This is a genomic window from Ramlibacter tataouinensis (genome assembly GCF_027941915.1).
Classification (GTDB): domain Bacteria; phylum Pseudomonadota; class Gammaproteobacteria; order Burkholderiales; family Burkholderiaceae_C; genus Ramlibacter; species Ramlibacter tataouinensis_C.
The window spans coordinates 1437720-1454705 of sequence record NZ_CP116009.1 but is presented as its reverse complement, the minus strand read 5'-3'; the positions used below and the strand labels follow the sequence as shown (position 1 = coordinate 1454705).

Genomic DNA, 16986 nt, shown 5'->3' with positions numbered 1-16986 from the left:
GTCAGGAAAGCAGCGCGCTGAGCGGCGCGAGCAGCACGCCCAGCACGCCGTAGCCGAAGGAGATCAGCGGGCGCAGCCACAGGTTGCCGACGATGCCGGCGATCACCAGGCCCATGACGATGAAGAAACCCCAGGGCTCGATGCGGCTCAAGGCCCAGGCCGCGCGCGGCGGCAGCAGCCCGGCCAGGATGCGGCCGCCGTCCAGCGGCGGCAGCGGGAACAGGTTGAAGGCCCACATCACCAGGTTGACCAGCACGCCGGCCTTGGCCATCTCCAGGAAGAAGCGCTCGGTCACGCCCGTGCCGGCCAGCACGGTGAACAGCACGGCCCAGAGGATGGCCTGGACGAAGTTGGAGGCCGGGCCGGCCAGCGCCACCCAGACCATGTCGCGGCGCGGGTGCCGCAGCCGGCCGAAGTCCACCGGCACCGGCTTGGCATAGCCGAACAGGAAGGCGCCCGAGGTGGCGAAGTACAGCAGCACCGGCATGGCGATGGTGCCGATCGGGTCGATGTGCGGGATCGGGTTGAGCGTGACGCGGCCCATCGCGTAGGCCGTGTTGTCGCCGAAGTAGCGCGCCACGTAGCCGTGGGCGGCCTCGTGCACGGTGATGGCGAAAAGGACGGGCAGCGCGAAGATCAGCGCCGTCTGGATCATGTTTTCCATGGAAGAGGAGATTGTCTCAGACGGCCAGTGCGCCGCCGCCTGCTCGCCCGCGGCGCTCCTGCGCCGCGTCGCGGCTCGTTCCCGCCTGCGCGGAACGGCGCAGGGCCTCACAGCCCCAGGCGGTCCTCGTCGCCCCGTCCCTGCCGCACGACCACCGCCTCGCCGCCGGTTCCCATCGGCGTCAGGTCCACCACCGTGGTCGGCTCGAGCGGGCAGGCGCCGGCGTCGATCACGCCGGCGATCAGGCGCTCGTAGCGCCGGCGGATGTCCTGCGCGTCGTTCAGCGGCTCGCTCTCCTTCGGCGGGATCAGCGTCGTGCCCAGCAGCGGCTCGCCCAGCAGCTCCAGCACCTGCTGCAGCACCTGGTGGTCGGGCACCCGCAGGCCGATGGTCTTGCGCTGCGGATGGCTCACCCGCCGCGGCACTTCGCGAGTGGCCTCCAGGATGAAGGTGTACGGCCCGGGCGTGCCCAGCTTCAGCAGCCGGTACTGCCGGTTGTCGACGCGCGCGTAGTTCGACAGCTCGCTCAGGTCGCGGCACAGCAGCGTGAGGTGGTGCTTCTCGTCGACCCCGCGCACCTGGCGCAGCCGATCCACCGCGGCCTTGTCGTCCAGGTGGCACACCAGCGCGTAGCTGGAGTCGGTCGGCACCGCCAGCAGGCCGCCCTGCTGCAGCAGCGCGACGGCCTGCTTGAGCAGCCGCACCTGCGGGTTGTCGGGATGGAGTTCGAAGTACTGGGCCATGTCAAGCTCTGGCGGGCCGCAGCCCGCTGCGCGATTCGTGCACCGTGAGCCAGGCGCCGGCAGCGCCGCACAGCGCGATCAGCCCCATGCCGATCAGCGACCCGCCATCGGGCATGTGGGCGAACACCAGCCAGCCGCCCAGCATGGCGAAGCCGATCTGCGAGTAGAGGTAGGGCGTCAGCGTCGACGCCGGCGTGTTGCGGTAGGCCAGGATCAGCAGGAAATGGCCGACCGTGGCGGTCAGGCCCATGAAGCCCATGCCGGCCCACAGCCACGGGCTGGCGAGGTCGGACACCCAGACGGTGGGCAGCACCGCGGAGGCCAGCAGCGTGCCGACCCAGCCGGTGTACAGGTGCATGGTGACCGGGTCCTCGGTGCGCGCCAGCTGGCTGGTGATGACCTGGAACCAGGCATTGGTGGCGACCAGCCCGAGCGGCAGCAGCATGACCCAGGTGAAGCCCTCGCCGCCGGGCCGGATGATCACCAGCGTGCCGGCGAAGCCGCCCGCCACCAGCGTCCAGCGCAGCGGCGAGACCGTCTCCTTCAGGAAGGTGGCGGCCAGCAGGGTCACCACCAGCGGCGCGATCATCATGATCGCCGTGAATTCGCCCACCGGCAGGTAGCGCAGGCTCAGGAACGCGAACATGCTGCTGGCCAGCAGCAGCACGCCGCGCAGGCACTGGAACGGCAGGTGCCGGGTGCGCAGCGCCGCCAGCCCGCGTGCCGGCAGCACGGCCGCCGTGGTCGCCACCGCCTGGAACGCGTAGCGCACCCACAGCGCCATCAGCATGGGCACCGAGGCGCTGACCACCTTGGTGGTGGTGTCCAGCGCGGCGAAGCAGGCGCAGGCGGCCAGCACCAGGGCGATGCCGGCCAGCTCGGCGCCGGCACTGCGCGGCCGCGGAATGGCCGCTGCGCTCACCGGATGCGGTCCGCCAGCAGGTGCCAGACCGGCGTCAGGCCTTCGGGCAGCGGGGGGAGCCGGCCCAGGTCGGTGTGGCTTTCGTCGGGGCTGTGGAAGTCGCTGCCGCGCGAGGCGGCCAGGCCGAACTCCAGCGCAGACTGCGCATAGCGCTGGGCTTCCGCCGCGGTGTGGCTGCCGGTGACGACTTCCACCGCCTGGCCGCCGTGCGCCTTGAATTCGGTGAACAGCGCGTACTCCTCGTTGGCGCTGAACCGGTAGCGGGCCGGGTGCGCGATCACGGCGACGCCGCCGCCCTCGGTGATCCAGTGCACGGCGTCCTTCAGCGTGGCCCAGCGGTGCGCCACGAAGCCGGGCTTGCCCTCGGTGAGGTACTTGCGGAACACCTCGGCGGTGTCCTTGCACACGCCGGCCTCGACCAGGAAGCGCGCGAAGTGGGTGCGCGAGACCAGTTCGGGGTTGCCGACGTAGCGCAGCGCGCCCTCGTAGGCCCCGCGGATGCCGACCTGCTCCAGTTGCGCCGACATCTCCAGCGCCCGCTGGCCGCGGCCGCCCCGGGTGGCGGCCAGGCCCAGGCGCAGGCGCGGGTCGTCGGCGTCGAAGCCCAGGCCGACGATGTGCACGGTTTCGCCGGCGAAGGTGACCGAGATCTCGGTGCCGGTGAGGTAGTTCAGGCCCTGGGCCCGGGCGGCCTCGGCGGCCCGGTGCTGGCCGCCGACTTCGTCGTGGTCGGTCAAGGCCCAGAGTTCGACGCCGTTGCCCTTGGCCCGGGCGGCCAGCTCTTCCGGCGTGAGCGTGCCGTCGGACACGACCGAGTGGCAATGGAGGTCGGCGTTGAGGATCGGCACCGGATCGATTCTAGGAGCGCGGCCCCGGCTGTGCCGTCGCGTCCATGGATGACCCTCAGTCCAGCGCGCCGGCCTGCCGGCGGATGTCGGTGCGGGTGCGCAGGGCGCAGCGCAGGGCGATCTGCAGGCCGGACACCGCCTGCTCGAGCGTCATCGAGGGGCGGCCCTGCTCGGGCAGCCAGGGCAGGTGGACGAAGCCGCCGCGCACGCCGGCGCAGGCCGGATCGCTCGCCAGCCGGTGCATCAGGCCGTAGAACACATGGTTGCAGACGAAGGTGCCGGCGGTCTGCGAGACCTCGGCCCGGATGCCGCCGGCCAGCAGGGCGTCCAGCATGGCCTTGATCGGCAGGGTGCTGAAGTAGGCGGCCGGCCCGTCCGGCTGCACGGGGGTGTCGATCGGCTGGGCGCCGGCGTTGTCGGGGATGCGGGCGTCGACGACGTTGATCGCCACCCGCTCCAGCGAGATCGCCGAGCGGCCGCCGGCCTGGCCGGTGCACAGCACCAGGGCCGGCTGGTGGGCCGTGATGAGCTCGTCGAGCTCGTGCAGGCAGCGGTCGAACCGGGTGGGCAGTTGCGCCGCCACCACCCGGTGGCCGTCGAGCTGCAGCCCATCGAGGGCCTGCACGGCCGCCCAGCTCGGGTTGACCGCCTGCCCGCCGAACGGGTCGAAACCGGTGACGAGGACGCGGTGCAGGCCGACACCGGCGGACGGGGCGTTCCCTAGCATCGGATCACTGTACCGCAGGGGTTCGGATCATGCGCTGGGAAGGCAACCGGGAATCGGACAACGTCGAGGACATGCGCAGCGGCGGCGGGGGCTTCGGCTTCGGCGGCCGCAGCATCGGCATCGGCACCCTGGTGATCGCGCTGGTCGGCGGGGCGCTCTTCGGCATCAACCCGTTGACCCTGCTGGGCATCCTCAGCGGCGGCCCGGTGGCCGAGCAGCAGGGCCAGCCGCAGCCGATCCCGGCCAACGACACCCTGGCGCGCTTCGTCTCGACCGTGCTGGCCGACACCGAGGACGTCTGGGGCCAGCTGTTCCAGCAGGGCGGGGCGCGCTACGACCAGCCCCGGCTGGTGCTGTTCCGCGGGGCGATCGGCACCGCCTGCGGCAGCGGCCAGTCGGCGATGGGGCCGTTCTACTGCCCGGCCGATCAGAAGGTCTACATCGACCTGGACTTCTACCAGACGCTGAAGAACCGGCTGGGCGCGCCCGGCGACTTCGCCCAGGCCTACGTGATCGCGCACGAGGTGGGCCACCACGTGCAGCAGGAACTGGGCATCACCGCCCGGGTGGACCGCCTGCGGGCGCGCGCCAGCCCGGCCGAGCAGAACGCCATGAGCGTGCGGCTGGAACTGCAGGCCGACTGCTTTGCCGGCGTCTGGGCCCACCACGCGCAGAACGCCCGGCAGGTCCTGGAGCAGGGCGACGTGGCGGAGGCGATGAACGCCGCCGCCCGCATCGGCGACGACGCCCTGCAGCGCTCGGCCGGCCGCGCCGTGGTGCCGGAGCGCTTCACCCACGGCACCAGCGAGCAGCGCCAGCGCTGGTTCGCCACCGGGCTGCGCACGGGCAGCGTGCAGGCCTGCGACACCTTCGGCGCCCGGGCGGTCTGAGCCCCCATCCGGGGCGTCCCGGCCTCATCCGTGGCCGGGTGAGACAATCGCGGGTTGATGACTGCATCCTTTTCCAAGCTTTCCCTGGCCGAGCCGCTGGCGCGGGCCGTGGCCGAAATGGGCTACGAGCAGATGACGCCGATCCAGGCGCAGGCCATCCCGGTGGTGCTGACCGGCCAGGACGTGATGGGCGCGGCCCAGACCGGCACCGGCAAGACGGCCGCGTTCTCGCTGCCGCTGCTGCAGCGCCTGCTCAAGCACGAGAACAGCTCCACCTCGCCGGCGCGCCACCCGGTGCGGGCGCTGGTGCTGCTGCCCACGCGCGAGCTGGCCGACCAGGTGGCCCAGCAGGTCAAGCTCTACGCCAAGTACACCCAGCTGCGCAGCACGGTGGTGTTCGGCGGCATCGACATGAAGCCGCAGACCGCCGAGCTGAAGAAGGGCGTCGAGGTGCTGGTGGCCACGCCGGGCCGCCTGCTGGACCACATCGAGGCCAAGAACGCCGTGCTCAACCAGGTCGAGTACGTGGTGCTGGACGAGGCCGACCGCATGCTGGACATCGGCTTCCTGCCCGACCTGCAGCGCATCCTGTCGTACCTGCCCAAGCAGCGCACCACGCTGCTGTTCTCGGCCACCTTCTCGCCCGAGATCAAGCGGCTGGCCAACAGCTACCTGAAGGAGCCGGTCACCATCGAGGTCGCGCGGCCCAACGCCACGGCCTCGACGGTCGAACAGCATTTCTACAGCGTCAGCGACGACGACAAGCGGCGAGCCGTCAAGCAGATCGTGCGCCAGCGCGGCCTCAGCCAGGCCTTCGTGTTCGTCAACAGCAAGCTCGGCTGCGCGCGGCTGGCGCGCTCGCTCGAGCGCGATGGCCTGCGCACCACCGCCCTGCACGGCGACAAGAGCCAGGACGAGCGGCTGAAGGCGCTGGCCGCCTTCAAGGCCGGCGAGGTCGACCTGCTGGTGGCCACCGACGTGGCCGCGCGCGGGCTGGACATCAAGGACGTGCCGGCCGTGTTCAACTTCGACGTGCCGTTCAACCCCGAGGACTACGTGCACCGGATCGGCCGCACCGGCCGGGCGGGCGCCTCCGGCCTGGCGGTGACGCTGGTGTCGCCCGGCGACGGCCGGCTGGTGGCCGACCTGGAGAAGCTGCTGAAGAAGAAGGTCGAGCTGGAGCCGCTCGAGTTCGACGACGAGCGCCCGCGCGGCCGCATCAACGACGGCCGCCGCACCTGGCGCGAGCGCGGCGAGCTGGGCGACCCGCGCGATGCGCTGGATCCGCCGCGCGAGCGCAGCGCGCGGCCGGCGCGCGCGCCGCAGGCACCACGCGACCCGTTCTTCGAGCAGCCCTACCAGCCGCCGGCCGACGACGCCAGGCCGGCCTGGGAAACTGCCGCCAAGCCGGCGGTCAGCCGCGTGTCGGCCAACATCAAGACCCGGCGCAAGGTGGCCGCGCTGTTCAAGCAGCCGGCGGCGGAGCAGTAAGGCCGGCGTTTCCGAGATCCGGTCACCCCCCGCGCAGGCGGGGGATCCAGCGCAACGCGCCTGTGGCGCCTACTTCCCCGGCGCCTGCGCCTGCTCACATTTCACCTGCACCACCTCGCGTGACCCCGTTGCCGGGTCGTAGCGCAGGGCGCTGAGGCAGCCGCCCCAGACGCAGCCGGTGTCCAGCGCGATCACGTCCTCGCGCAGCAGCAGGCCGAGCTGCGACCAGTGGCCGAACGCGATCGGCGTGCCGGCCGTGCGCCGCCCGGGCACCTCGAACCAGGGCAGCAGGCCGGCCGGCGCCTGGTCGGCGCGGCCATCGGCCTTCAGGTCCATCACGCCGTCGGGCGTGCAAAAGCGCAGCCGCGTCAGCGCGTTGACGATCACCCGCAAACGGTCGGCGCCGGCGAGCCCGTCGTCCCAGCGCGCCGGCTCGTTGCCGTACATCTGCGCCAGGAATTCCCCGAGGTCCGGCCCGCGCAGCACCGCCTCGACCTCGCCGGCCAGCGCCAGCACCTGCGCCAGGTCCCATTGCGGCAGCACGCCGCCGTGCACCATCAGCAGGCCGTGCGCGTGCAGCGCCATGCGCTGCTGCCGCAGCCAGGCCAGCATGGCCTCGCGGTCCGGCGCCCGCAGCACCGAGTCCATGGTGTCGTTGCGGTGCGGCGCGCGCTGGCCGTGGGCCGTGGCCAGCAGGCTCAGGTCGTGGTTGCCCAGCAGGCAGGTGGCCGAGGCGCCCAGGGCCATCATGCGGCGCAGCACCGCGGCCGATGCCGGCCCGCGGTTGACCAGGTCGCCCAGCAGGATCGCGTGGTCGCGGCTGGGGGAGAAGCCCACTTCGTCCAGCAGGCGCCCCAGCGCGGCGTCGCAGCCCTGCACGTCCCCGATCAGATAAAGTCGTCCCATCGTGTCCGCATCCCCTCGAGAGTCGTGGATTTTCTGCTGATCGCGCTGTTGACGCTGCTCAACGGCGTGTTCGCGATGTCCGAGATGGCCCTCGCGTCCAGCCGCAAGGCCCGCCTGCTGGCGCTGGCCGAGGACGGTGATGCCGCCGCCACGTCCGCGCTGCGCCTGCTGGAGCACCCGACCCAGTTCCTGTCCACCGTGCAGGTGGGCATCACCTCGATCAGCATGCTGATCGGCATTGTCGGCGAGGCCGCCTTCAGCGCCGGCCTGGCGGCCTGGATGGAGGGGCTGGGCGCCTCCGAAGGCGTCGCCAGCGTGGCGGCCACCGCCGTCGTGGTGGCCATCATCACCTTCGTCAGCATCGTGTTCGGCGAGCTGGTGCCCAAGCGCATCGGCCAGCTCTACCCGGAGAACGTGGCGCGCCTGGTCGCGCGGCCGATGACCTGGCTGGCGCGCATCGCCTCGCCGTTCGTGCGCCTTCTGGCCGCCACCACCCAGGCCACGCTCAAGCTGCTGCGCATCGACACCACCCAGCCGCGCGGCATGACCGAGGAGGAGATCGCGCACAGCCTGGAAGAGGGGGTCGATGCCGGCGTGATCGAGGCCCACGAGCACCAGATGGTGCGCAACGTGTTCCACCTCGACGACCGCCCGCTCACCTCGATGATGGTGCCGCGCTCGGACATCGAATGGATGGAGGCGTCCACCCCGGTGGCCGACGGCCTGCGCCAGGCCGGGCAGGAAGGCGCGCATTCGTGGTACCCGGTGTGCCGCGGCAGCCTGGACGACGTGGTGGGCCTGGTCAGCGTGTCCCGGCTGCTGTCGCTCGGGCCGCAGCACCAGGGCACGATCGAGGCGCAGGCGGTGCCGGCCGCCTTCGTGCCCGAGACCCTGTCGGGCATGGAGCTGCTCGAGCAGTTCCGGCGCCAGTCGCACCGCATCGTGTTCGTGGTCGACGAATACGGCGTGGTGCAGGGCATGGTGACCCCGCGCGACCTGCTGGAGGCCATCACCGGCGAGCTCAGCCCGGAGGCGACCACCGAGCCCTGGGCCACCCCGCGCGAGGACGGCACCTGGCTGCTGGACGGCCTGATGCCGGTGGCGGAGCTCAAGGCCCGGCTCGACATCCGCGAGCTGCCGGAGGAGGAGCGCGGGCGCTACAACACCGTGGCCGGCCTGCTGATGGCGGTGTCCGGCCACCTGCCGGGGGTCGGCGAGCGGATAGAGTGCGGAGCCTGGACCTTCGAGGTGGTGGACCTGGACGGCAAGCGCATCGACAAGGTGCTGGCCCTGCCCCGGACGGACGATACGAACGAGGAGTGAGGATGACGGAGACCCTGTACTACGAAAAGCCGGTGCTGCTCAACCGCGAGCTGCACCGCAGCCGCAAGATCCGTCCGAGCAGCGGCTTCGGCTTCGCGCGCCAGGCCAACTCGCTGTACCTGGCGGGGGTCGAGTTCACCGAGGCGTGCAAGGAGTACGCCATCGTCTTTGCCCGCCAGCCCGGCGGCAAGGTCGCGCCGGTGGTGATGCTGGGCCTGCGCAACCAGGAGAACCTGTTCGTCGACGGCGAGGACCGCTGGACCGCGGCCTACATCCCGGCCTTCGTGCGCCGCTATCCCTTCGTGCTGGCCGAGCTGCCGGGCGAGCAGATGGGCGTGTGCATCGACGAGGCCTTCCCCGGCCTGAACGAGCAGGACGGCGAGGCGCTGTTCGACGACAGGGGCGGCAACACGCCGTTCCTGCAGAACGCGCTGGATTTCCTGCAGCGCTACCAGATGGAGTACCTGCGCACCGAGTCGTTCTGCCGCAAGCTGGTGGACGCCGGCGTGCTGGTGGAGATGAGCGCCAAGGCCGACCTGGTCGATGGCCGCAGCTTCACCATCGCCGGGCTGATGGTGGTCGACGAGAACAAGCTGCGCGAGCTGCCCGACGACAAGGTGCTGTCGCTGTTCCGCAGCGGCGAGCTGCACCTGGTCTCCATGCACCTGCTGTCGCTGTCCAACCTGAACAAGCTGGTGGACCGGATGGCGCAGCGCGGGGCCGGCCCGGCGGCGGCCAAGGCCGAAGCCGATGCCAAGCCCCCGGCGCCGGCCAAGGCCACGGCCGGGAAGAAGGCGTCGTCGCCACGTACCTGAGGCGCGGGGCCGTCGCCGGCACGCACCCAGGCCGACCGAAGGAATCTCCGACGCGAAGGCTGCGGGGAGGCCGACGCCGGCGAGGGGGGCTGCCGGACTAACGTGTCGGTCGCGAGCCGCCGGCGCCCTGGCGGTGCTCAGGAGTTTGACGATGCGACCTTCCCCTCTCCTCAAGGGTTTCCTCACTTTCGCAGCCGCCGCCACCCTCGCGGGCGGCGCGGCGGCTCAGGCGCGAATGGGCTATTCGGGCCAGCTCGACCCGAGCATGACGATCTATGGCCAGCAGAACAGCTGGCAGGCGCCCATGGGCGAGACAGGCTCGCCGCACGGCGATGCCTTCCAGCGCCCGCAGCAGGTGCTCGGCGCCAGCGAGGCCATGCCGGGCAGTTCGCCCGCCCCGGACGTCAACCGGATGGGCGCGGGCGGGATGGGCGCCGGCTGGATGGGCGGCGGGAGGATGGGCGGCGGAAGGATGGGCCCGGGTCGCAATCCCGACCAGCCCGGCGAGCTGAACTTCGTGGGGCAGCAAAGCACCCACCACACCCCGATGGGGGAAACGGGCACGCCGCACGGGCATCAGTAGGGCTGGCGCGCATCGTCGCCCCGGTTGCCTGAACGCGGGCCGGCCCCGGCCCGCTCAGGCCGCGGCGGGCACCACGCCGCGCACGGCCCAGGCCAGGGCGGCGTACGAGCGCGGCCCGTCCGGCTCGCCATCGAGGTACGCCGCCTGGACGGCTTCCTGCAGCCGGCTGCGCCGCGCTTCGTCCAGGCCGTGCACGTACTCGGCGCCCGGGCCATCGTTGCCTAGGTAGGGCTGCCAGTAGTCGGCGAACGAGGCGAAGGCCATCCGGATGGCCAGCACGGTCTCCTGCACGTCGGCCAGGCCTGCGGCGCGCCAGGCCGCCCCCAGTTCGCCCGGACGGGTCAGCGGCCGCGTGTAGTTGCGCGCCCGCCGGATGCCGGCGGCCGGGTCCAGCGCGGCCGCGGTGTCGAAGAACAGGCGGTTCGCGACGTAGCCGCCCCGCACGTCCCAGACCGTGGCCGCCACGACGCCGCCGGGTTTCGCGACCCGCACCATCTCGCCGATGGCGGCCTCCGTCCGTGGCACGAAGTGCAGCGCCAGCATCGACAGCACCCGGTCGAACGACGCATCGGCGCAATCGAGGGCACAGGCATCGCCGACCCGGAACGAGATGCGGGCCTCGGGGTACTGCCGTCGCGCGTACTCGACATAGACCGGCGAGATGTCGACCCCGAGCACCTGCGCCGAGGCGGACCGTTCAGCCGCGGCGGCGGCGAGGTGACCCGTCCCGCACCCCACGTCCAGGATGCGCTCGCCGTCGCCGACGCCGGTGCCGGTGAAGTCCAGGAAGTGGCGAGCCAGCTGCCGGCTCCACCGGCCCATGTTCAACTCGTAGCCGTCGCCATCGGTGGCCAGGAAGGTGCTGGATGCGGCATTCACGTCGATCGCCTCCGCGGGTGGACCGGACGCAGGTTAGCACCGTGCTGCCGCCGTCCCGCCAGCGGCCGGTCGCTGCCGTGGCCAGGCGACGGACGGCAGTCGCCGTGGCTCGCCAGCGGCGCGGTCAGGTCCGCCAGATCTGGTCGTGGGTCCGGCTGCCGTCCACCAGCGGCCCCATCTCGGCCAGCAGCTTGTGGAACACGGGGTTCTGCGCCACCTGCTCCTGGATCCGCTGCCACTCGTCCAGGGAGTCCAGTTCCGCCACGTAGCGGATGCAGACCGGCGAACCGGTCAACGCGCGCTGGACCCGGATCTCGGTGCCGGCGACATCCTTGTAGAACTTGACGATCTCCGCCGCGACGGGCAGGCCGCGCATCATGTCGGCCATGGTCCGGAACGTCACTTCCCGCACAAACGTGTACATGGCGCTTCTCCTAAGAATTCCATGAAGGGCAGGGTCTTGCGTGCGCCGGGCCCCGGCGCCGCGCATCCAGCATGCGCTGGCCGTGAGGCGCACGCCATGGGAGGGATGTCCTTTCCGTCACGGGACGCCGGTACTGCCGGCCGCGGCTGCCAGGCCAGGCGAATGCCGCCAGTGGGCGGGCGACGGCCGACTCAGCCGCCTTCGCCCGGCCACAAGCCCGCGCCCGCCAGCAGCTTTGCATCGACGATCCGGATCGAGCGCTGGCGCACCTCGATCGCGCCCTTGCTTTCCAGCTTGGCGAAGCAGCGGCTGATGGTCTCCAGCGCCAGGCCGAGCAGGCTGCCGATTTCCTGCCGGGTCATGGGCAGCACGATCTCCTGGTGCGGCAGGCCGGCGGCGCGCAGGCGGCGCGACCAGTCTTCCAGAAACATCGCCAGCCGCTGCTGCGCCTGCACGCCCTGGCCGAGCAGCAGGGCGCGGCGCTCGTGACCGGTGAGCACCTGCGCGAAGGAGCGCCAGAAGCCCTCCTGCACCTGCGCCGACTGGCGGCACATCTCGCCGGCGTCGAAGCAGGAGGCGACGCAGACTTCGGCGTCTTCCAGCGCGATGGCGTCGCAGCCGTGCTGGCCGTGCAGCATGCCGTCCAGCCCGAGCAGGTCGCCCGGCAGGTGGAAGCCGATCACCTGCTCGGTGCCGAGCCGGTCGGAGATCACGGTCTTGAAGTAGCCGGTCTTCACCGCCTGCACGTGCAGGAAGCTGTCGCCGCGGCGGAACAGGCTGTCGCCCTTGGCCACCCGCTGGTGGCGGATGGCGATCGGCGCCGGCACCCCGCGGCCGTGCGGGAAGCACAGTGGCAGCAGGCCGCAGGCCGCGCAGGGCCGCCCCGCCTCCAGCGGCGGCACCGGTTCGCCGGCGGGCGCCGGCTCCCCGGCATGGGGTTGCGTGGGCATGTCGAACATGGCGGTCTCCGGTGCCGTGTGCAGAAAACGGCACGGTGACGATTCCAGCAGGGGCCGCGGCGCGAGACCTTGAAGAAGATCAAGGTTTTTTCGCAAGCCCGGCCCTATCGTGCAGGTTGTCACCGCTTCGCGTCCGCTGCCCGCCACGTGCCTGCCCCATCCGTCACAGCCGAGCCGGCCCGGCTCGAACTCGTCTGCCCCGCCGGCAGCCTGCCCGCCCTGCGCGCCGCCGTCGACGAAGGCGCCGACTGCGTCTACCTGGGCCTGCGCGACGCCACCAACGCGCGCAACTTCGCCGGCCTGAACTTCGACGAGAAGGCCATCGCGGAAGGCATCCGCCACGCCCACGGGCGCGGCTGCAAGGTGCTGATGGCCATCAACACCTACCCGGCGCCGGGCGACCCGGGCCGCTGGCGCGCTGCCGTCGACACCGCCGCGGCGATGGGCGTCGATGCGGTGATCCTGGCCGACCCCGGCCTGATGCAGTACGCCGCGCGCCAGCACCCGAAGCTGCGGCTGCACCTGTCGGTGCAGGGCTCGGCCACCAACCACGAGGCCATCAACCTGTACCACGAGCAGTTCGGCATCCAGCGGGCGGTGCTGCCGCGGGTGCTGTCGCTCGAGCAGGTGCGCCACGTGATAGCCCACACGCCGGTGGAGATCGAGGTGTTCGGCTTCGGCAGCCTGTGCGTGATGGTCGAGGGCCGCTGTGCGCTGTCGTCGTACGCCACCGGCGAGTCGCCCAACATGCACGGCGTGTGCTCGCCGGCCAAGGCGGTGCGCTGGGAGGAAAAGCCGCAGGGGCTGGAGGCGCGCCTGGGCGGCGTGCTGATCGATCGCTACGGCGCCGGCGAGAAGGCCGGCTACCCCACGCTGTGCAAGGGCCGCTTCGACGTCGCCGACGAGAAGGCCTACTACGCGGTGGAAGAGCCCACCAGCCTCAATGCGCTGGAGCTGCTGCCGCAACTCGTGAAGATCGGCGTGCGCGCCGTCAAGATCGAGGGTCGCCAGCGCAGCCCAGCCTACGTGGCGCAGGTCACGCGGGTCTGGCGCGAGGCGATCGACCAGTGCCTGGCGCTGTCGCACCGCTACGCCGTCAACACGCGCTGGATGGTGCAGCTGGACCAGCTCGCCGAGGGCCAGCAGCACACGCTGGGCGCCTACCACCGCCCCTGGAAATGAGCATGCAGCTGTCGCTCGGTCCCATCCAGTACTACTGGCCCCGCCCGGAAGTGCTGTCCTTCTATGCCGATGCCGCCGGCTGGCCGGTCGACATCGTCTACCTCGGCGAGGTGGTGTGCTCGCGCCGCCACGAGCTGCGCCCGGCCGACTGGCTGGAGATCGCCCGGATGCTGCAGGACGCCGGCAAGCAGGTGGTGCTGTCCACCCAGGTGCTGCTGGAGTCGGGCAGCGACGTGGCGGCCATGCAGCGCATCGCCGCCAACGGCTCATTCCGGGTCGAGGCCAACGACATGGGCGCGGTGCGCAGCGTCGCCGCGCGCGGGCCCTTCGTGGCCGGCGTGCACCTGAACCTGTTCAACGCCGACTCGCTGCAGTGGATGGCCGGGCTGGGCGCCATGCGCTGGGTGGTGCCGCTGGAGATCGGGCGCGAAGGCCTGCCGGCGCTGCAGGCGGCCCGGCCGGCGGGCCTGCAGACCGAGGTGTTCGCGTTCGGGCGCCTGCCGCTGGCGTACTCGGCGCGCTGCTTCACCGCCCGCCACCACAACCTGCCCAAGGACGATTGCGGCTTCCTGTGCATCAACGACCCCGACGGCCTGCTGCTGTCCACGCGCGAGGGCGAACCCTTCCTGGTGCTCAACGGCATCCAGACGCAATCGGCGCGCGTGCACAGCCTGATCGGCGAGGTGCCGGAACTGCAGGCGATGGGCGTGGACGTGCTGCGGCTGAGCCCGCAGTCCAGGCAGATGGCCGAGGTGGTGCGGCTGTTCGACGCGGTGCGTCGCGGCGAGCTGGCCGCCGGCAGCGGGCAGCAGGCCTTGCGCGAGCTGCTGCCCGGAGAGCCCTGCAACGGCTATTGGCACGGCAAGGCCGGCCTGGCCCAGGTCGCAGGAGCGGCCTGATGGCAGCCACCGAACTGCGCCTGCCCGAGTGCCCGGCGCCCATCGCCGCGGTGCTGCAGCGGCTGCCTTCCTTTCCCGCCAGCCTGGCGCTGGCCACCGCGCTCAATGTCGGCCTGGCCCCGCAACTGCCGCTGGACGTGTCCGAGCGGCTGCGCGGCAAGCGCCTGCGCATCGGCGTGCGCGATGCCCGCGTGCAGCTCGACTTCACCTGGGACGGCCGGCGCTTCAAGCCGCTGCCGCGGCAACCGCAGGTCGACCTCGCCATCACGGCCAGCGGGCCCGACTTCCTGCGCCTGGCGCAGCGCACGGTCGATGCCGACATGCTGTTCTTCGACCGCCGCCTGTCGATGGAAGGCGACACCGAGCTGGGCCTGATCGTGAAGAACACGCTCGATGCGCTGGAGCGGCCGCTGCTGCATGGCGGCTGGCCGCGGCGGGGCCGTTCTTGACGTCCCTGATCGTCGCCATCACCGGCGCCAGCGGCGCGGTCTATGGCCGGCGGCTGCTGCAGGTGCTGCGCGGCTGCGAGGGCGTGCGGACCCACCTGGTGATGTCGGAGGCGGCCGGCCGCAGCATCCGGCACGAGCTGGGCATGGCGCCGCAATCGTTGGCCGAGCTGGCCGACGTCAGCCACGACCCGCGCGACGTCGGCGCCACCATCGCCAGCGGCAGCTTCCCCTGCCGCGGAATGATCGTCGCACCGTGCTCGATGCGCACGCTGGCCGCCATCGCCCACGGGCTGGGCGACAACCTGGTCACGCGCGCCGCCGACGTCACGCTGAAGGAACGCCGCCGGCTGGTGCTGCTGGCGCGCGAGACGCCGCTGCACCTGGGCCACCTGCGCAACATGGTGGCGGTCACCGAGATGGGCGCCATCGTCTGCCCGCCGGTGCCGGCGTTCTACCTGCGCCCGCGCAGTGTCGAGGACATCGTCGACCACGCGGTGGCCCGGGTGCTGGACCTGCTGGATGTGCCGCACGCGCTGTCGGCGCGCTGGGCCGGGCTGCAGGACGCCGCCTGAACCGGCCCATGTACCGCGACCTGCGCGAGTTCATCGGCCAGCTCGAGGCCGACGGCGAGCTGCGCCGCATCGCCGAGCCGGTGTCGCCGGTGCTGGAGATGACGGCGGTGTGCGACCGCGTGCTGCGCGCCGGCGGCCCGGCGCTGCTGTTCGAGCAGCCGGCCGGGCATTCGATGCCGGTGCTGGGCAACCTGTTCGGCACGCCGCAGCGGGTGGCGCGGGCGATGGGAGTGTCCGACCTGCGCGAGCTGCGGCCGATCGGCGAGCTGCTGGCGCGGCTGCGCGAGCCTGCGCCGCCGCAGGGCCTGAAGGAGATGATGGGCGTGGGCGGGCTGCTGCGCCGGCTGTGGCACATGAACCCGCGCCAGGTGTCGGGAGCGCCCTGCCAGCAGCGCGTGCTGGAGGGCGCCGAGGTCGATCTCGGCGGGCTGCCGATCCAGCATTGCTGGCCGGGCGACGTCGCGCCGCTGATCACCTGGGGCCTGGTCATCACGCGCGGGCCGCACAAGCCGCGCCAGAACCTGGGCATCTACCGCCAGCAGGTGCTGGGTCGCAATCGCCTCATCATGCGCTGGCTGCCGCACCGCGGCGGCGCACTGGATTTCCGAGACCACGGGCTGGCGCACCCCGGGCAGCCGTACCCGGTGGCGGTGGCGCTGGGCGCCGATCCGGCCACCCTGCTCGGCGCGGTGACGCCGGTGCCCGATGCGCTGTCGGAGTACCAGTTCGCCGGCCTGCTGCGCGGCAGCCGCAGCGAGGTCACGCCCGCCCTCGGCGTGCCGCTGGTGGTGCCGGCCACGGCCGAGATCGTGCTGGAAGGCCACATCCGCCCCGACGCCGCCCACGCCAGCGGCTACGAGCACGCGCTGGAAGGGCCCTACGGCGACCACACCGGCTACTACAACGAGCAGGCCGAATTCCCGGTGCTGACGGTGGAGCGCATCACGATGCGGCGCGAGCCGATCTACCACTCCACCTACACCGGCAAGCCGCCCGACGAGCCGTCGGTGCTGGGGCTGGCGATGAACGAGCTGTTCGTGCCGCTGCTGCAGCGCGCCTTTCCCGAGATCACCGATTTCCACCTGCCGCCCGAGGCCTGCAGCTACCGGGTGGCGGTGGTGGCGATCCGCAAGGCCTACCCCGGCCACGCACGGCGGGTGATGATGGGCGTGTGGAGCCACCTGCGCCAGTTCCTCTACACCAAGTTCGTGATCGTGGTCGACGCCGACGTGGACGTGCGCGACTGGCGCGAGGTGGTGTGGGCCATGTCCACCCGCATGGACCCGGCGCGCGACACGATGCTGGTCGAGCGCACCCCGATCGACTACCTGGACTTCGCCTCGCCGGAAGCCGGGCTGGGCAGCAAGATGGGGATGGACGCCACCAACAAGTGGCCGGGGGAGACGTCGCGCGAGTGGGGCCGGCCGATCGAGATGGAGGCGGCGGTGCGCGAGCGGGCCCGGGTGCTGTGCGAGGGGCTGGGGTTGTGACCCGCTTTGGTTTCGGCGATTTGAATAGGTGGACGAGAAGCCCAACCTCGTCGTCCCCGCGAAGCCGGGGGATCCTGCGCAACGCGCCTTCGGCCCGGGAGCCCGCACGACGTTCGGGGGGCGCGGCGGGCGGCGCCTGGCGGTGCTTCATGGTGTGGCGGCCCCTGCTCGCTGTCGCTCGCAGGGGCTTCCCGCGAAATTTCTCCGGCCTGGGGCGGGC

The 16986-nt window shown here is 71.9% G+C and carries 19 protein-coding genes; 10 read left to right on the top strand and 9 right to left on the bottom strand.

Annotated features, from left to right (window positions below):
• Window position 1: 1 nt before the first annotated feature.
• The 5 genes from PE066_RS06850 to pcp form a co-directional block, all read right to left on the bottom strand.
• Entirely contained in the window at window positions 2-664 is a 663-nt protein-coding gene (locus PE066_RS06850; protein WP_271235808.1) for a site-2 protease family protein, read from the bottom strand.
• 107 nt (window positions 665-771) lie between these two features.
• Window positions 772-1407: an L-threonylcarbamoyladenylate synthase gene (locus PE066_RS06845; protein WP_271235807.1), complete on the bottom strand. Its 636-nt coding sequence runs from the start codon at window positions 1405-1407 to the stop codon at window positions 772-774.
• Between the two features lies 1 nt (window position 1408).
• On the bottom strand, window positions 1409-2329 hold the full coding sequence (locus PE066_RS06840; RefSeq protein ID WP_271235806.1) for a DMT family transporter: 921 nt from the start codon (window positions 2327-2329) through the stop codon (window positions 1409-1411).
• On the bottom strand, window positions 2326-3177 hold the full coding sequence (locus PE066_RS06835) for a 3',5'-nucleoside bisphosphate phosphatase (RefSeq protein WP_271235805.1): 852 nt from the start codon (window positions 3175-3177) through the stop codon (window positions 2326-2328). The genes PE066_RS06840 and PE066_RS06835 overlap by 4 nt, the downstream gene beginning before the upstream one ends.
• A gap of 55 nt (window positions 3178-3232) precedes the next feature.
• The gene (gene pcp / locus PE066_RS06830) at window positions 3233-3871 is read right to left on the bottom strand and encodes a pyroglutamyl-peptidase I (protein ID WP_271236521.1); all 639 of its coding nucleotides are present in this window, start codon (window positions 3869-3871) and stop codon (window positions 3233-3235) included.
• Between the two features lie 62 nt (window positions 3872-3933).
• Here pcp and ypfJ point away from each other — a divergent pair, with 62 nt between their 5' ends.
• Window positions 3934-4794 (top strand): KPN_02809 family neutral zinc metallopeptidase, encoded by an 861-nt coding sequence (gene ypfJ, locus PE066_RS06825; RefSeq protein WP_271235804.1) that lies wholly within the window; start codon window positions 3934-3936, stop codon window positions 4792-4794.
• A 57-nt stretch (window positions 4795-4851) separates the two neighbouring features.
• Window positions 4852-6285, top strand: coding sequence for a DEAD/DEAH box helicase (locus PE066_RS06820; RefSeq protein ID WP_271235803.1), 1434 nt, complete (start codon window positions 4852-4854; stop codon window positions 6283-6285).
• A 69-nt stretch (window positions 6286-6354) separates the two neighbouring features.
• On the opposite strand, the gene PE066_RS06815 is transcribed toward PE066_RS06820, so the two are convergent.
• Complete coding sequence (locus PE066_RS06815) at window positions 6355-7191, bottom strand: symmetrical bis(5'-nucleosyl)-tetraphosphatase (RefSeq protein WP_271235802.1); 837 nt, start codon at window positions 7189-7191, stop codon at window positions 6355-6357.
• A 24-nt stretch (window positions 7192-7215) separates the two neighbouring features.
• Between PE066_RS06815 and PE066_RS06810 the strand changes: the two genes are divergently transcribed.
• The 3 genes from PE066_RS06810 to PE066_RS06800 all read left to right on the top strand — a co-directional run bounded on the left by PE066_RS06810 (window position 7216) and on the right by PE066_RS06800 (window position 9912).
• Window positions 7216-8514 (top strand): hemolysin family protein, encoded by a 1299-nt coding sequence (locus PE066_RS06810; protein ID WP_271235801.1) that lies wholly within the window; start codon window positions 7216-7218, stop codon window positions 8512-8514.
• Window positions 8515-8516: 2 nt separating this feature from the next.
• Window positions 8517-9329: a SapC family protein gene (locus PE066_RS06805; RefSeq protein WP_271235800.1), complete on the top strand. Its 813-nt coding sequence runs from the start codon at window positions 8517-8519 to the stop codon at window positions 9327-9329.
• A 151-nt stretch (window positions 9330-9480) separates the two neighbouring features.
• On the top strand, window positions 9481-9912 hold the full coding sequence (locus PE066_RS06800; RefSeq protein ID WP_271235799.1) for a hypothetical protein: 432 nt from the start codon (window positions 9481-9483) through the stop codon (window positions 9910-9912).
• A gap of 54 nt (window positions 9913-9966) precedes the next feature.
• On the opposite strand, the gene PE066_RS06795 is transcribed toward PE066_RS06800, so the two are convergent.
• From PE066_RS06795 to PE066_RS06785, 3 genes are all read right to left on the bottom strand, one after another.
• Window positions 9967-10791, bottom strand: a complete 825-nt coding sequence (locus tag PE066_RS06795; RefSeq protein ID WP_271235798.1) for a class I SAM-dependent methyltransferase — start codon at window positions 10789-10791, stop codon at window positions 9967-9969.
• Between the two features lie 124 nt (window positions 10792-10915).
• Window positions 10916-11215 carry a hypothetical protein gene (locus tag PE066_RS06790; protein WP_271235797.1) on the bottom strand — a complete coding sequence of 100 codons (300 nt, stop codon included), beginning with the start codon at window positions 11213-11215 and terminating at the stop codon, window positions 10916-10918.
• Window positions 11216-11406: 191 nt separating this feature from the next.
• On the bottom strand, window positions 11407-12174 hold the full coding sequence (locus tag PE066_RS06785; RefSeq protein ID WP_271235796.1) for a Crp/Fnr family transcriptional regulator: 768 nt from the start codon (window positions 12172-12174) through the stop codon (window positions 11407-11409).
• Between the two features lie 147 nt (window positions 12175-12321).
• Here PE066_RS06785 and ubiU point away from each other — a divergent pair, with 147 nt between their 5' ends.
• The 5 genes from ubiU to PE066_RS06760 are packed head-to-tail and all read left to right on the top strand — an operon-like array spanning window position 12322 to window position 16766.
• The gene (gene ubiU, locus PE066_RS06780) at window positions 12322-13356 is read left to right on the top strand and encodes a ubiquinone anaerobic biosynthesis protein UbiU (RefSeq protein WP_271235795.1); all 1035 of its coding nucleotides are present in this window, start codon (window positions 12322-12324) and stop codon (window positions 13354-13356) included.
• Between the two features lie 2 nt (window positions 13357-13358).
• Window positions 13359-14255: a ubiquinone anaerobic biosynthesis protein UbiV gene (gene ubiV, locus PE066_RS06775; protein ID WP_271236520.1), complete on the top strand. Its 897-nt coding sequence runs from the start codon at window positions 13359-13361 to the stop codon at window positions 14253-14255.
• The gene (ubiT, locus tag PE066_RS06770) at window positions 14255-14704 is read left to right on the top strand and encodes a ubiquinone anaerobic biosynthesis accessory factor UbiT (protein WP_271235794.1); all 450 of its coding nucleotides are present in this window, start codon (window positions 14255-14257) and stop codon (window positions 14702-14704) included. The genes ubiV and ubiT overlap by 1 nt, the downstream gene beginning before the upstream one ends.
• Window positions 14701-15276: a UbiX family flavin prenyltransferase gene (locus PE066_RS06765; protein ID WP_271235793.1), complete on the top strand. Its 576-nt coding sequence runs from the start codon at window positions 14701-14703 to the stop codon at window positions 15274-15276. The genes ubiT and PE066_RS06765 overlap by 4 nt, the downstream gene beginning before the upstream one ends.
• 8 nt (window positions 15277-15284) lie before the next feature.
• On the top strand, window positions 15285-16766 hold the full coding sequence (locus PE066_RS06760; RefSeq protein WP_271235792.1) for a UbiD family decarboxylase: 1482 nt from the start codon (window positions 15285-15287) through the stop codon (window positions 16764-16766).
• The last annotated feature ends 220 nt before the right edge of the window (window positions 16767-16986 follow it).